Origin of the sequence: Pseudomonas vranovensis DSM 16006 (assembly GCF_000425805.1) — a bacterium.
GTDB lineage: Bacteria > Pseudomonadota > Gammaproteobacteria > Pseudomonadales > Pseudomonadaceae > Aquipseudomonas > Aquipseudomonas vranovensis.
This window is the reverse complement of the sequence record NZ_KE384456.1, coordinates 114,228-128,038: the sequence shown is the minus strand read 5'-3', so window position 1 is coordinate 128,038 and position 13,811 is coordinate 114,228. Positions and strand designations below refer to the sequence as shown.

Sequence of the window (13,811 nt, the reverse complement as noted above, 5' to 3'; positions counted from 1 at the left end):
CGACCATGGATTGAGCGGTTTCAGCCATTCAGCAACATTTAATAGCCGTCTTCGTAGTCGATGGTGAACTCGAAATCGCTCACCCGCGACACGCCGGTGTCGACGGCGCCATCAGGGTGCAAGCGAAGCCAGCGATAGCCCGGCGCTTGTTCGCCGACCTTGAAGTCCTCACTGCCTGGCTCGAACTGGATGCAGGTGGAAGGAGAGGCCAACAGCCGCACCCCATTGCGCATCTGATCCCACTCCTGGTGGATATGCCCCCACAACAAGGCACGCACCTGTGGATAACGATCCAGCACTGCAAACAGTGCGTCTGCATTGCGCAAGCCGATCGGCGCCATCCAGGCACAATCGATCGGCACAGGCTGATGGTGGAAACAGATCAGGTGATGGCGCCCGGGCGCCTCGGCCAAGGCTTGATCAAGCAACTTCAACTCGCGCTCATCCAGTACCCCTGGCACGGCGCCTGGCACGGCCGAGTTGAGCATCAGGATACGCCAGTTGCCAATATCCACCACCGGCTCCAGCGCCTGCGAACCCTGTGCAGCCTGCTCCATGGGCAGCGGTTCGTCGTGGTTGCCGGCGAGCCAGCGGGACGGCGCCTGGAGGCTCGACGTCAGGTCGCGAAAACGGGCATAGGATGCTTGCGTGCCATCCTGCGACAAGTCGCCCGTCGCCAGTAGCAAGTCGATACGCGGCTGCTCGTCGCGCACGCGCTCGATGACCCGTTGCAGGCTTTCGCAGGTGTTCATGCCCAGCAATGTACGGTCCGCGTCGGCAAACAGGTGGCTGTCGGTCAGCTGCACCAGGTACACCGGCGCGTGGTCATGAGGGGTAGATGGTTGCGGCAAGGGCCGACTCCTTGGGCGGATTCAGCGCGATTATGGCGTTTGCCAGGGCTTGAGCAAATACTCGAAAACAACCGGCATCACATTTCAGCGAACGACAGCCAGTTCATGTCCGCACGCAAGGCAATGGCTCAACCATTCACCGAGGAACAGATTGAGCTGGGCTTTTTCATCGGGCTGGTGCATCGCCGCATTCGGATAGGGATAAATGCTGCGAAAACGCCGGGCATGCTCGGCGCTCACCACTTCGGCCATGCGCGCATCGTGGTACACCTGCACTTCCAGTTGCGGCACCGGCAACCAGGGCAGGCTGTGTTCCTGGCGCACACGCAGGGTGGTGGTGTACGGGCAGGCGAGCACCACATCCAGGACCAGCACACCGAGCATCTGGTCGCCCTGGGTCATGCCGATGCGACGCGAGCTCTGGGCGCTGCGCATATCCGGCAACAGGCGCATCAGACGCGCATAGTTGGCCTCGCAGGCTGCCTGCAACCCGACCAGATCGACCCGGTAGCGCTCGCGCAACAGATTCACGACCATAGCCCCCTGACTTCATCACGGTTCAAGGCCAGCCACTGCAAGGCAATAATGGTTGCCGCATTGGCGATCAGCCCATCGCGCACTGCCTGCAGCGCATCCTCGAACGCCCAGACCTTCACGCGAATATCTTCGCCCTCTTCTTCCAGTCCGTGCAGACCGCCCGCCCCAGCGCTGTCGCAACGCCCCAGGTACAAGTGCACGTATTCATCACTGCCGCCGGGGGACGGGAAATACCGCGTCATCGGCCACAGCGTCTGAATGTTCAGCCCAGCTTCCTCCTGCGCTTCACGGTGTGCAACTTCTTCCGGCGCTTCATCTTTATCGATCAGACCAGCGACCAGTTCGATCAACCAGGGGTTGGCCGTCTTGCCCATGGCGCCGACGCGAAACTGCTCGATCAGCACGACTTCGTCGCGCTGGGCATCGTAGGGCAGCACACACACCGCATCATGGCGCACGAACAATTCACGGCTGATCTCCCGGCCCATGCCCCCAGCGAACAGCTCATGGCGCAGGCGCACCCGATCGAGCTGGTAGAAGCCCTTGAAGCAGTTCAGCCGCTCGACGATCTCGACGTCCTTGGGCACAGTGTTCAGCGTGTCTGACATGGGAATCCTCATAACCTCGTGTACTGCATCGCGCCATCCTAACCTGCGCACCGTCGCGTTTCACCCCTTTAAAGATAGCGCCCTGGCTGCGAGGATAGGCAGCCTGCTGATGTATTGAGCTTAGTGGCGAACTGAAGGCCATGCCGACGGTCCAAGCCCGATTACCTTTGCCTTACAAGGATCATCATGACGCTTGTGAAACTGACTACCGTGGCCGTGCTGGCCCTGGCCCTGGGCGCCTGTCAAAGCTTGTTCCAGCCCAATATGCGCACGCCACTGGAGGTCAAGCGCGATCGTTGGGAGCACATCAAGCCCGGTTGCAATACGGCTGACTGCCCCCTGGTCAATATCGACACCATTCACTTCCCGGCCAACCCCAAGCTGGACGCGATCGTCGAGAAACGTCTGCTCCAGATGACCCAGGATAACGAGCGCGATGCCCTTCCGACTTCGCTCAAGGCTTATGAAGACACGTTCATGGCCAGCGCCGAAAGCCGCCACAGCAGCTACCTGCAAGCCAAGGTACGCGAGCAGCATGACGGACTGGTGATCATCGAGCTGTCGAGTTACCTGGACACCGGCGGCGCCCATGGCATGCCCGGGCGCGGCTTCATCAACTATTCGCGCCAGCAGGACAAGGTCCTGACCCTGCAGGACATGCTGGTGCCGGGCCAGGAAGCGACGTTCTGGAAGACTGCCGAGGAAGCCCACAAGGGCTGGCTGATCAGCACTGGCATGGACAAGGACGCCGAGTTCGTCAAGACCTGGCCTTTCCGCCAGACCCCGCACATTGCCCTGACGTACGGCGCGGTGGTGCTCAAGTACGAAGTGTATGCCATCGCCCCCTATTCCATGGGCCACATCGAACTCAAGATCCCCTACCCGCGCCTGAACGGCATCATCAAGCCGGCGTTGTTTCCCGGTCGAGGCTGACGGACGGCGCCGCCATCCAGTACACGCACCCTGCCAGCAGCAAGGCCGGCAGGGTCGAGCCGACATCCGCGGCGTAGTGTGCCAGCAGGTGATAAGTGGCAACGCCGCAGCCCCATGCGAACAGCGCACGCCAATGCAGGCTATGGATCGGGCTGGCATCGCTGCGACGGCGACGCACGATGAAATGATCGACCAGCACCACGCCGAACAGCGGGGCAAACACCGAGCCGATCAGCAGCAGGAAGTTCTGGTACTGCGCCATGGGTGCAAAGCAGGCGATCAGGGTACACAGCACGCCGATGGCCAAGGCCAGGTGTTCGACCTTCAGGCGAATCAGCAGGCCGGTGGAAACCGCCGCCGAATGGATATCGGCAAAGGCCTTTTCCGATTCGTCGAGCAGGATCAGCAGCAGCGGAATACCCAGGCCGGCGCCAGCCAGCGCCAGGAGCAAGGTATTGACCTCCCCTGCCGGAGCAAAGGCCAAGGTATAAGCCACACCCAGGCTCATCATCCACACGTTGCCCACGAAGTAGCCCAGTGCCGTGCCGATGAACACACGACTGGCATGGCGGCTGAAGCGTGAATAGTCGGCAATCAGCGGCAGCCACGACAGCGGCATGGCGATGGCGATGTCGACACCCACGGCGAGCGACATCGAGCCATCACCGGCACGCGCCCACAAGGCGGCCAGATCCGCCTTGGCGAACAGGTTCCAGGTCAGCCACAGGCAAGCGCCCAGCAACAGCCAGATGCCCCACTTGCGCAAGATCTTGCGTACGAAGGTCAACGGCCCGCTGACGGCCAGCAGGGTTGCCAGAGCACCGAAGCACAGGGTCCACAGCAACGGGTTGGTCAGCGCGCTGTCTTCGCCGAAGGCGCGTGCGCCCAAAAGGCTTGCGGCATCACGCATGACAATGATTTCGAATGAGCCCCAACCGATCAGTTGCAACAGGTTGAGCAGGGCCGGCAGGCGCGCGCCATCGCGACCCAGGCTACGACGCAGCGCGGCCATGGACGAGAGCCCCGTGTCGCTGCCGATGACGCCGACGGCCGCCAGCAGCAGAACGCCCACGGACGTACCGATGATAATTGCCAGCACAGCGTTGGCCAGGCCAAGGCCGGGGCCGAGCAAGGCGCCAGTCTGCAGGACCATCAGGCCGATGCCGAGGGAGAACCAGAGGGAACAGAGATCGCGGCCGCTGAGGACGCGCTGCTGGGTGGTGACCGGGTGATCCGGGGAGAATTGGCTGGGTGTGCTCACAAAGAGTTGTCTCGACAGGGAGAAAATTATTGTTCTTTCGGGCCCTTTCGCCGGCAAGGCCGGCTCCCACAAGGGCATGGCGTGCACGCTTTTGTGGGAGCCGGCCTTGCCGGCGATGCGGTGTGCACTGCACACCGCTTGAACAGCCCGGTCAGACCTTCTTGTACAACTGGCTGCCTTCCTGGCGGAACCGCTCGGCCTGCTCGCGCATGCCATCCTCGACCGCTACATCCACCGTCTCAATGCGCTGGTTGGCGGCGTACTCACGCACTTCCTGGGTGATTTTCATCGAACAGAACTTCGGCCCGCACATCGAACAGAAGTGGGCGACCTTGGCCGAGTCCTTGGGCAGTGTCTCGTCATGGAACGACCGCGCGGTATCCGGGTCGAGGCCGAGGTTGAACTGGTCTTCCCAACGGAACTCGAAGCGCGCCTTGGACAAGGCGTTGTCGCGGATTTGCGCGCCCGGGTGGCCCTTGGCAAGGTCGGCGGCATGGGCAGCGATCTTGTAGGTGATGATGCCGGTCTTGACGTCATCCTTGTTCGGCAGGCCCAGGTGCTCCTTGGGCGTGACGTAACAGAGCATGGCGCAACCGAACCAGCCGATCATCGCCGCACCGATACCGGAGGTTATGTGGTCGTAACCCGGGGCGATGTCGGTGGTCAGCGGGCCAAGGGTGTAGAACGGCGCTTCGTCGCAGCACTCCAGCTGCTTGTCCATGTTCTCCTTGATCAGCTGCATCGGCACGTGGCCCGGGCCTTCGATCATGCACTGCACGTCGTGCTTCCAGGCGATCTTGGTCAGCTCACCGAGCGTCTCCAGCTCACCGAACTGCGCTTCATCGTTGGCGTCGGCAATCGAACCCGGACGCAGGCCATCGCCCAGCGAGAAGCTGACGTCGTAGGCCTTCATGATTTCGCAGATTTCGTCGAAGTGGGTGTAGAGGAAGTTCTCTTTGTGGTGCGCCAGGCACCACTTGGCCATGATCGAACCACCACGACTGACAATGCCGGTGACACGTTTGGCGGTCAGCGGCACATAGCGCAGCAGCACGCCGGCGTGAATGGTGAAATAGTCCACGCCTTGCTCGGCCTGCTCGATCAGGGTGTCGCGGAACAGCTCCCAGGTCAGGTCTTCGGCCACGCCGTTGACCTTCTCCAGCGCCTGGTAGATGGGTACGGTGCCAATCGGTACCGGCGAGTTGCGAATGATCCACTCGCGGGTTTCATGGATGTGCTTGCCGGTGGACAAGTCCATCACTGTGTCCGAACCCCAGCGGATACCCCAGGTGAGCTTGGCCACTTCTTCTTCGATGGACGAGCCCAGGGCGCTGTTGCCGATGTTGCCGTTGATCTTCACCAGGAAGTTGCGGCCGATGATCATCGGCTCCAGCTCCACGTGGTTGATGTTTGCCGGGATGATCGCACGACCGCGGGCGATCTCCTCACGGACGAATTCGGCGGTGATTTCTTTCGGGATGCTGGCACCGAAGCTGTGCCCGGCGTGCTGTTGCTTGAGCAGACCAGCAGCGCGGGCTTCCTGCAGCTTCATGTTCTCGCGGATGGCGACGTATTCCATCTCGGCGGTAATGATGCCCTGGCGCGCGTAGTGCATCTGGCTGACGTTGGCGCCGGCCTTGGCCCGGCGCGGGTTGCGTACATGGGCGAAGCGCAGCTTGGTCAGCTCGGCATCGGCCAGGCGCTGTTGACCGAAGTTCGACGACAGGCCTTGCAGGCGCTCGGTGTCACCACGGGCGTCGATCCAGGCCGAGCGCACATCGCCCAGGCCTTTGCGCACATCGATGATGACCGAAGGATCGGTGTAGGGGCCGGAAGTGTCGTAGACCAGCACCGGGGCATTGGGCTCGCCACCGAAGTCGGTGGGGGTATCGTCCAGGCTGATTTCACGCATGGGCACGCGGATGTCCGGGCGCGAGCCTTCGACATAGATTTTGCGCGAGCGGGTGAACGGCTGTACGGACTGTTGATCGACCTGGGCCGACTCACTCAGATTGGTAATGTATTTTTCTTGTTTACTCATCACAGGCTCTCCAGACGGCTTCCTAGCAGTGGAATGTCGGGGGAGAACCTGAAAGGCACGGACGCACCAAGGACGGTGCTGTGCCAAATGCGCGGTGATGCCTGCAGCTGCAACGGCTGACTCGACATTCCCGGACCTGGCACAAGAGACTCGCCGGGAAAGCGAGAAATCTTGTTCCCTACGCAGGCGCTAACCTGATCAGGTTCAACGGGATCCGGATTATCCGATCTCAGCCTCAACGCAAGGCACCCCGACAAGAACGTGTCCAGTCTAGACTGGACTCACCCGCAAAGCCAACAGTACAAGCACGGGCACGATAAATGGCGCAAATGGCAGATTGTTGCAAAGTGTCCGCGCATCTACACTCACCGGTTCAGAAACACTCAATTGTTCAAGGATCGCCCTATGCTGCGCAAACTTTCACTGGCCCTTGCCGTGTCTTGTGCTACCAACGGAATGGCCTGGGCAGCAGATGTGCCCTTGTCGGCAAAGACCGACCTGGTGAGCGTCTACCAGGAGGCTGTGAACAACAACGCCGATCTCGCCGCAGCCCGCGCCGACTATGGCGCCCGCAAGGAAGTGGTACCCCAGGCCCGCGCCGGCCTGCTGCCGAATCTCTCGGCCGGTGCCGAGATGATGAACACCCGCACCAAGATCGACACGCCCTCGATCACCGCCAACCGCAGCGGCAACTCCTGGCAGGCCACATTGGCGCAGCCGGTGTTCCGAGCCGATCGCTGGTTCCAATTGCAAGCGGCCGAAGCGGTCAACGAGCAGGCGGCACTGGAGCTGTCGGCAACCGAGCAGAACCTGATCCTGCAGACCGCAGAAAACTACTTCGCGGTGCTGCGCGCCCAGGACACGCTGGCCTCGACCAAGGCCGAAGAAGCAGCCTTCAAGCGCCAGCTCGATCAGTCCAACGAACGCTTCGACGTGGGCCTTTCCGACAAGACCGACGTACTGCAATCCCAGGCCAGCTACGACACCGCGCGGGCCAACCGCATCGTTGCCCAGCGCCAGGTCGATGACGCCTTCGAGGCGCTGATCACCCTCACAAACCGCTACTACAACTCGGTACAGGGCATCGTCCACACCCTGCCGGTGCAGGTGCCGATCCCCAACGACGCCAAGGCCTGGGTCGAAACCGCCGGCAAGCAGAACCTCAACCTCCTGGCGACCAACTACGCAGTCGATGCAGCTGAAGAAACCCTGCGCCAGCGCAAGGCCGGTCACGCGCCAACGGTAGACGCGGTAGCGCGCTACCAGAAAGGCGACAACGATAGCCTGGGCTTTGCCAACCCCAACCTGACCGGACAGAACTACAGCGGTGATGTCGAGCAGACCAGCATCGGCCTGCAATTGAACATCCCGATCTACAGCGGCGGCCTGATCAGCTCGCAGGTGCGCGAGGCGTACCAGCGCTTGAACCAGAGCGAACAGCAGCGCGAAAGCCTGCGCCGCCAGGTGGTGGAAAACACCCGCAACCTGCACCGTGCGGTCAACACTGACGTCGAGCAAGTACAGGCGCGCAAGCAGTCGATCATTTCCAACCAGAGCGCGCTGGAAGCCACGGAAATCGGCTACCAGGTCGGTACCCGCAACATCGTCGACGTGCTTGATGCCCAGCGCCAGCTGTACACCTCGGTGCGCGACTACAACAACACCCGCTACGACTACATTCTCGACAACCTGCGCCTGAAGCAGGCAGCGGGCACCTTGAGCCCGCAGGATCTGACAGACCTGGCCCGGTACCTGAAGCCGGACTACAACCCGGACAAGGACTTCCTGCCGCCTGATCTGGCGGCTGCGGCCAAGGCGAATTTCGACGCCAGGCCTTGACGTGCATCGCGGGGCAGGCCCGCTCCTACCGCAACCGTAGGAGCGGGCTTGCCGCGTGATTCAGCGCTGCATCAAGCGCCCCAAACCTTCCAGCAAACGCTGCAGCGCGCCCTGGTTGGCCTGCATCACCGCCCGCCCCGCCTTACCCATGCGCTGCGCATCCTGCGGCAACTCGATCAAGCGCTGAACCTGTGCCTTCAACCCCTGGGCATCCTCCACCTCCTGCAACGCCCCTGCCTCGCGCAACATCGCCGCGATTTCCAGGAAGTTGAACAGGTGCGGACCACTGAGCACAGGCAAAGACAAGGCCGCCGGCTCCAGCAGGTTGTGCCCGCCATTGGGTACCAGACTACCGCCGACGAATGCGATATCGGCCAGCGCATAGAGGAACAGCAGCTCACCCATTGTGTCGCCCAGCAATACCGCTGTTTCTGCACTCACCGGCTCGGCACTGGAACGGCGGATGGTCGGGAACTGCGCACAGCACAACTCGAACACCGTGTTGAACCGCTCCGGGTGCCGCGGCACCAGGATCAACAGGGCGTCGGCATGTTGCGCGAGCAACTGGCGATGTGCGGCGAGAATCACTGCGTCTTCGCCTTCATGGGTGCTGGCAGCAATCCACACCGGGCGCTGGCTGGCCTGCCACTGAGCGCGCAGGTCGCGCGCCCGGGGCAGCAGTTGCTCGTCGATGCGCAAATCAAACTTGATCGAACCGGTCACCTGCACGCATTGCGGACGTGCGCCCAGTTGGCGGAAGCGCTCGGCCTCGGCCTCGGTCTGCACGGCAATGAAATTCATCTCGGCCAGCATCGGCCGGGTCAGCCCGGCAAAGCGGGCATAGCCACGGGCCGAACGCTCGGACAATCGTGCATTGGCCAGGGCGACCGGAATACCGCGCTTGGCGCATTGATGGATATGGTTGGGCCAGAGCTCGGTCTCCATGATCACTGCAAGCCGGGGCTGGATATGTTCAAGGAAGCGCCCGGCCGCCCAGGGTAAGTCATAGGGCAGGTAGCAATGTTGAATCCGCGGTTCGTCGGCGAACATCGCCCGCACGCGCTCGGAGCCGGTCGGGGTCATGCAGGTGATGGTGATCGGCAGTTGTGGATAAGCCTTGAGCAGCGCGCGGATCATCGGCGCTGCGGCAATGCTCTCGCCCACCGACACGGCATGTACCCAGATCCCGCCCTTGGCCATGGCTGGCAGGTTCACGGCAAAGCGCTCGCCGACGCGCTGGGCATAAGCCGGCGCCTTGCGTGAACGCAGGAACAGGCGCAGCGCAACCAGCGGCAGGCCCAGGTGAAACAGCAAGGAATAAAGAGTTCTGTTCATGGCGCCAAAGTGTACTAGCCAATGGCGCGCAAGTGCACTGCGAAGCGCTCGGCCAACCACTGCGCGGCTGGCCCGAGGGGTTCGTCGCGCCGCCACACCAGCTCGACCACCAGCGGCGGCGGCGTCCACTCGCTGCTCAACTCGACCATTTGCGCATGGTAGGTCGGGTACTGCACCACATGCCGGGGCAGCCACGCCCAGCCCAGGCCACGCATCAACAACTCAGCGATCGCATAGAAGCTGTCTGCGCGCCAGATCTGCGGGCTAATGGGTTCGCCTCCCGGATAACCGCTAGCCTGAGGCGTAATCAGCAATTGCCGGTGCCGGGCCAGTTGCTGGCGGTTGACCCGCGACAACTCGGCCAAGGGATGGTTTACAGCGCAGACCGTGACCATTTCCACCTGCCCCAGGGTCCGGCGCTCAAGCGCAGGCGGCATGTGTTCATGGTGGAACAGCAAGCCCAGGTCTGCGCGGCGCTCCACCAGCTTGCGCGCCACATCACCCTGGGCACCGCTGGCAAGTTGCACTTCCAGCGAGGGGAACTGCTGCGCCAGTTGATCCAGGCTGTCGATCACCGGCTGATAAGGCATGGCCTCGTCCTGGGCCACTCGCAACTGCGCCTCCTGCCCCCGCATCAGCGCCAGCGCCCGGCCATCGAGCCGCTCGCATTGGCGCAACAACTCGCGGGCATCCTCCAGCAAGGCAGCGCCGGCCTCGGTCAGCCGCGGCTGGCGACCACTGCTGCGCTCGAACAAGGTGACGCCCAGGTCAGCTTCAAGTAGCGCAATGGCATTGCTCACTGCTGACTGGGCCTTGCGCTGGGTGCGGGCGACAGCGGAGAACGAACGCTGCTCGGCCACCCTCAAAAACAGGCGAAGTTGCTCCAGACTCCATTGTTCGGCCATACAACCTATCTCCATAAAAGATAGGTAATGACTTTACCCCATCCAGGCTTGCTCTAAAATGCCCAGCCAGAACAGAGGACCGCCCCCATGAATGCCTATACCTACCTGGCCATTGCCATCTGCGCCGAAGTCATTGCCACCGCCTCGATGAAGGCCGTGAAGGGCCTGAGCACCCCCTTGCCCTTGCTGCTGATGGTCTGCGGCTATGCCGTGGCGTTCTGGATGCTGACCCTGGTGGTGCGCAGCATTCCGGTGGGTATTGCCTACGCCATCTGGTCAGGGTTGGGTATCGTGTTGATCAGCATTGCGGCATTGGTGATCTACGGGCAAAAACTGGACCTCCCGGCGATGCTCGGCATGGCCATGATTGTCGGTGGCGTGGTGGTGATCCAGGTGTTCTCGAAAACCGCCGGCCATTGATCCGCTTCACAGGCTGTATACTGGGCGTCTGTCCAAGCTTGTGAGGTACATGCATGCCATCCGTTATTTCCACCGACGTCCTGATCGTCGGCGCAGGGGTCGCAGGCCTCTGGCTCAATGCTCGCCTGCGTCGCCTGGGTTACTCGACGGTGGTGGTGGAACGCGCCAGCCTCGGTGGCGAGCAGACCCTCAAATCCCAAGGCATCATTCATGGCGGCGCCAAGTACGCCCTGCATGGTGCCCTGACCGGTGCCTCCGAAGCGATCGCCAACATGCCGCGACGCTGGCGCGAAGCCCTGGCCGGCAATGGCGAACTGGACCTGTGCGGCGTGCGCCTGCTGTCTGAAGCCCATTACCTGTGGTCACCCGGCACCCTGGCCGGCAACCTCACCAGCTTTTTCGCCAGCAAGGCGGTGCGTGGGCGGGTCGATCAGGTCAAGGGCGAGCAACTGCCTCCTGCCTTGCAGGACCGTGCCTTCAAGGGCAAGGTCTATCGCCTGGCGGAACTGGTCATTGATGTGCCGAGCCTGCTGACCCGCCTGGCGGAACTGGCCGGCGACAGCTTGCTGGCCGGCGAGCAGATCGAACCGCTGCAAGAAGGCGGGGAACTGGCCGGCTTGCGCGTCGATGGCCGTGAGGTCCGCGCCCAACGCATCGTGCTCAGCGCCGGCGCTGGCAATGCCGGCTTGCTCGAAACCCTTGGCCTCAAGCAGCCCGCCATGCAGCGCCGGCCGCTGCACATGGTCATGGCTAAAGGACCCAGCCTCAAGCCGCTGTATGCCCACTGCCTGGGTGGTGGCCCCAAGCCGCGCATTACCGTTACCAGCCATCCGGCTGCCGATGGCCAGTGGGTCTGGTACCTGGGTGGCGACCTGGCCGAAGCCGACGGCGTGGCCCGCGAACCGGAAGCACAAATTGCAGCGGCGAAAAAAGAAGTCGCCAGCCTGCTGCCCTGGATCGACCTGAGCCAGGTGCGTTGGGCGACCGCACGCATCGACCGCGCTGAACCTGCACAGTCTGGCCTGGTGCGACCCGACAACGCCTTTCTCGCCGAACAGGATCGCCTGCTGGTGGGCTGGCCAACCAAGCTGGCCCTCGCGCCAGACTTCGCCGACCGTGTACTGGCCAACCTTGAGCGTGACGGCATCAAGCCCGCCAATACCACCGCCTTGCCTGACCTGCCGAAACCCCCGATGGCGGTGCCGGTATGGGAGCAACTGTTGCCATGAGCCTGCCAACCCTTCACGACCTTCACCGCCCTTTGGGCAGCACCGGCCTGCGGGTTTCGCCGCTGGGCCTGGGCACGGTCAAGCTGGGCCGCGACCAAGGGGTCAAGTACCCCAACGGCTTTACCATCCCCGACGATGACCAGGCGCGCATGCTGCTCCAGCAAGCGCGCGAGCTGGGCATCAACCTGATCGACACCGCACCCGCCTACGGCCGAAGCGAAGAACGTCTCGGCCCATTGCTGCGTGGCCAGCGCGAACAATGGGTGATTGTCAGCAAGGTGGGCGAAGAGTTCGACAGCGGCCAGTCTCGCTTCGACTTCAGCGCCGCTCACACGCGTTTTTCCATCGAACGCAGCCTCAAGCGCCTGGAGACCGACCACATCGACCTGGTGCTGGTGCATTCCGATGGCAATGACTTGTACATCCTCGAACACGAAGAGGTCTACCAGACCCTTGAGGCCCTGAAGCAGGAAGGCAAGATCGGCGGCTTCGGCCTTTCAGGCAAAACTGCAGCCGGTGGCTTGAAAGCGCTGGAGCGCGGCGATTGCGCCATGGTCACCTACAATCTGAACGAGCAGGCAGAACGCCCGGTACTCGATTATGCCGCCGACCATGGCAAGGCGATTCTGGTGAAAAAAGCCCTGGCCAGTGGACATGTCTGCCTGAGCCCTGGCGTAGACCCGGTACGCGCGAGCTTCGAGCTGCTGTTCGGTCACCCTGGGGTGAGCAGTGCTATTGTCGGGACCATCAATCCTGTACACCTGGCCCACAACGTGGCCACCGTTGCCGCCATATTCAATAGCTGACGCTTGCGCCGCCGTCGCGGCCGACCCCAACGCAAGAAGGAGCCGACATGCCGCGAACGCTGATCCGCAAGAACCCGAGCAACTTCAAGACGCTGCCCCTGCACGTCGAAGCCAGCCCCGAGGGGCTGTGCTACCAGAGCATCGGCATGCCGCTGAATTTTGCCCAGACCCAGCAACGGCGCAAGCAGATTCAATTGGCCGACAGCCAACGCTTTGCCGTCGAGCTGGCCAACCTGGGGGTGTCGGTACGTCTGACCCTGCATTGGCAGAATCGCGACTATTGGGTGCTGGTCCGCCAGCGCCGCCAGGACCGAGGCGATGTGGTACTGAAACTGATTTCAGGCTACGTGCCGGCCCAGGAGCTCAACCTGCCGCTGCACACTGCCATCCAGGAGGTAGCCGAAGAGTGCCTGCTGGAAACCCCGGAAGGCTGGCTCGGCGGGCGTTTCAACGACACCTGGCTACCAGCACCCTACGCTGACGCCCTGCACTACCGAGAAGCTCTGCCTTTTGTTCTTACCCCACAGTCTGGCGCCGCACGGCCAGTACGCTGTGCCAACCTGCAATTGCTCGAACGCCCGCGCGCCTATGTACACCTGCCCACTGCGTCACTTCAGTTGATCTACGACCTGCGTCTGCAAGTGCCGCGTGAAGCCAAATCCCTGAGCCTGTTTCATGTCGATGAGCGGCTGGAAGGCGATCAGTTGGTGGCCCGGCTCAACCGCAGTCGTCCTGACCTTTACCTCATGCCACTTGAAGACGGCCGTCCACGACCCGAGCTGTACACCCTGAAGAAGGATCGCCTGGTACCCGCAAGCACCCGCGGCCTGTATCTGGCCGAAAGCTTTGCCCGGCAGGACGGTTGGCTGGTGAGGGATGAGCGGATTCGCTGGAAGGATTGGGTCCGTGAGCAAGGGTTGGCGGCACCCAAGCCGGATTCCGGATTGCGGCGGCTGACGGGTAAGGCTCGGGAGTTGTTGCAGATGGCGCGGGGGGGGTTGCGCAAGTAGAACGATCGCGGGGCAAGCCCGCTCCCACCGGACAGG

At 62.6% G+C, this 13,811-nt stretch carries 13 protein-coding genes and 1 riboswitch; of the genes, 6 read left to right on the top strand and 7 right to left on the bottom strand.

Translation table 11 applies throughout. The features are described 5' to 3' along the window. Nucleotides 1–38: 38 nt before the first annotated feature. The 3 genes from cpdA to H621_RS0123095 form a co-directional block, all read right to left on the bottom strand. Nucleotides 39–851 (bottom strand): 3',5'-cyclic-AMP phosphodiesterase, encoded by an 813-nt coding sequence (cpdA, locus tag H621_RS0123105; protein WP_028945652.1) that lies wholly within the window; start codon nt 849–851, stop codon nt 39–41. 84 nt (nt 852–935) lie between these two features. After that, entirely contained in the window at nt 936–1,388 is a 453-nt protein-coding gene (locus tag H621_RS0123100; RefSeq protein ID WP_028945651.1) for a DUF1249 domain-containing protein, read from the bottom strand. Continuing rightward, nucleotides 1,379–1,996 carry an NUDIX domain-containing protein gene (locus H621_RS0123095; RefSeq protein WP_028945650.1) on the bottom strand — a complete coding sequence of 206 codons (618 nt, stop codon included), beginning with the start codon at nt 1,994–1,996 and terminating at the stop codon, nt 1,379–1,381. Before H621_RS0123095 ends, H621_RS0123100 begins: the two co-directional genes overlap by 10 nt. Before the next feature lie 186 nt (nt 1,997–2,182). On the opposite strand from H621_RS0123095, the gene H621_RS0123090 reads away from it, so the two are divergent. Next, nucleotides 2,183–2,929, top strand: coding sequence for an RsiV family protein (locus tag H621_RS0123090; protein ID WP_028945649.1), 747 nt, complete (start codon nt 2,183–2,185; stop codon nt 2,927–2,929). On the opposite strand, the gene cytX is transcribed toward H621_RS0123090, so the two are convergent. Both cytX and thiC read right to left on the bottom strand, forming a co-directional pair. Further along, nucleotides 2,898–4,190: a putative hydroxymethylpyrimidine transporter CytX gene (gene cytX, locus H621_RS0123085; RefSeq protein ID WP_028945648.1), complete on the bottom strand. Its 1,293-nt coding sequence runs from the start codon at nt 4,188–4,190 to the stop codon at nt 2,898–2,900. The two genes, H621_RS0123090 and cytX, sit on opposite strands and share 32 nt — an antisense overlap. 151 nt (nt 4,191–4,341) lie before the next feature. Next, complete coding sequence (gene thiC, locus H621_RS0123080) at nt 4,342–6,231, bottom strand: phosphomethylpyrimidine synthase ThiC (protein WP_028945647.1); 1,890 nt, start codon at nt 6,229–6,231, stop codon at nt 4,342–4,344. A gap of 158 nt (nt 6,232–6,389) precedes the next feature. Continuing rightward, nucleotides 6,390–6,494, bottom strand: a riboswitch (TPP riboswitch). Between the two features lie 142 nt (nt 6,495–6,636). On the opposite strand from thiC, the gene H621_RS0123075 reads away from it, so the two are divergent. Further along, nucleotides 6,637–8,070 carry a TolC family outer membrane protein gene (locus tag H621_RS0123075; RefSeq protein WP_028945646.1) on the top strand — a complete coding sequence of 478 codons (1,434 nt, stop codon included), beginning with the start codon at nt 6,637–6,639 and terminating at the stop codon, nt 8,068–8,070. A 60-nt stretch (nt 8,071–8,130) separates the two neighbouring features. On the opposite strand, the gene waaA is transcribed toward H621_RS0123075, so the two are convergent. Then, entirely contained in the window at nt 8,131–9,405 is a 1,275-nt protein-coding gene (gene waaA, locus H621_RS0123070) for a lipid IV(A) 3-deoxy-D-manno-octulosonic acid transferase (protein ID WP_028945645.1), read from the bottom strand. 14 nt (nt 9,406–9,419) lie between these two features. Further along, a complete protein-coding gene (locus tag H621_RS0123065) occupies nt 9,420–10,310 on the bottom strand; it encodes a LysR family transcriptional regulator (protein WP_028945644.1) in 891 nt (296 codons plus the stop codon). A gap of 87 nt (nt 10,311–10,397) precedes the next feature. On the opposite strand from H621_RS0123065, the gene H621_RS0123060 reads away from it, so the two are divergent. From H621_RS0123060 to H621_RS0123045, 4 genes are read left to right on the top strand one after another with little or no spacing between them, the layout of a single operon-like run. Further along, a complete protein-coding gene (locus H621_RS0123060; protein WP_028945643.1) occupies nt 10,398–10,730 on the top strand; it encodes a DMT family transporter in 333 nt (110 codons plus the stop codon). A 53-nt stretch (nt 10,731–10,783) separates the two neighbouring features. Beyond that, the gene (locus tag H621_RS0123055; protein ID WP_028945642.1) at nt 10,784–11,959 is read left to right on the top strand and encodes an NAD(P)/FAD-dependent oxidoreductase; all 1,176 of its coding nucleotides are present in this window, start codon (nt 10,784–10,786) and stop codon (nt 11,957–11,959) included. After that, the gene (locus H621_RS0123050) at nt 11,956–12,765 is read left to right on the top strand and encodes an aldo/keto reductase (RefSeq protein WP_028945641.1); all 810 of its coding nucleotides are present in this window, start codon (nt 11,956–11,958) and stop codon (nt 12,763–12,765) included. The genes H621_RS0123055 and H621_RS0123050 overlap by 4 nt, the downstream gene beginning before the upstream one ends. 47 nt (nt 12,766–12,812) lie before the next feature. After that, on the top strand, nt 12,813–13,775 hold the full coding sequence (locus H621_RS0123045) for a hypothetical protein (RefSeq protein ID WP_028945640.1): 963 nt from the start codon (nt 12,813–12,815) through the stop codon (nt 13,773–13,775). Nucleotides 13,776–13,811 lie beyond the last annotated feature (36 nt).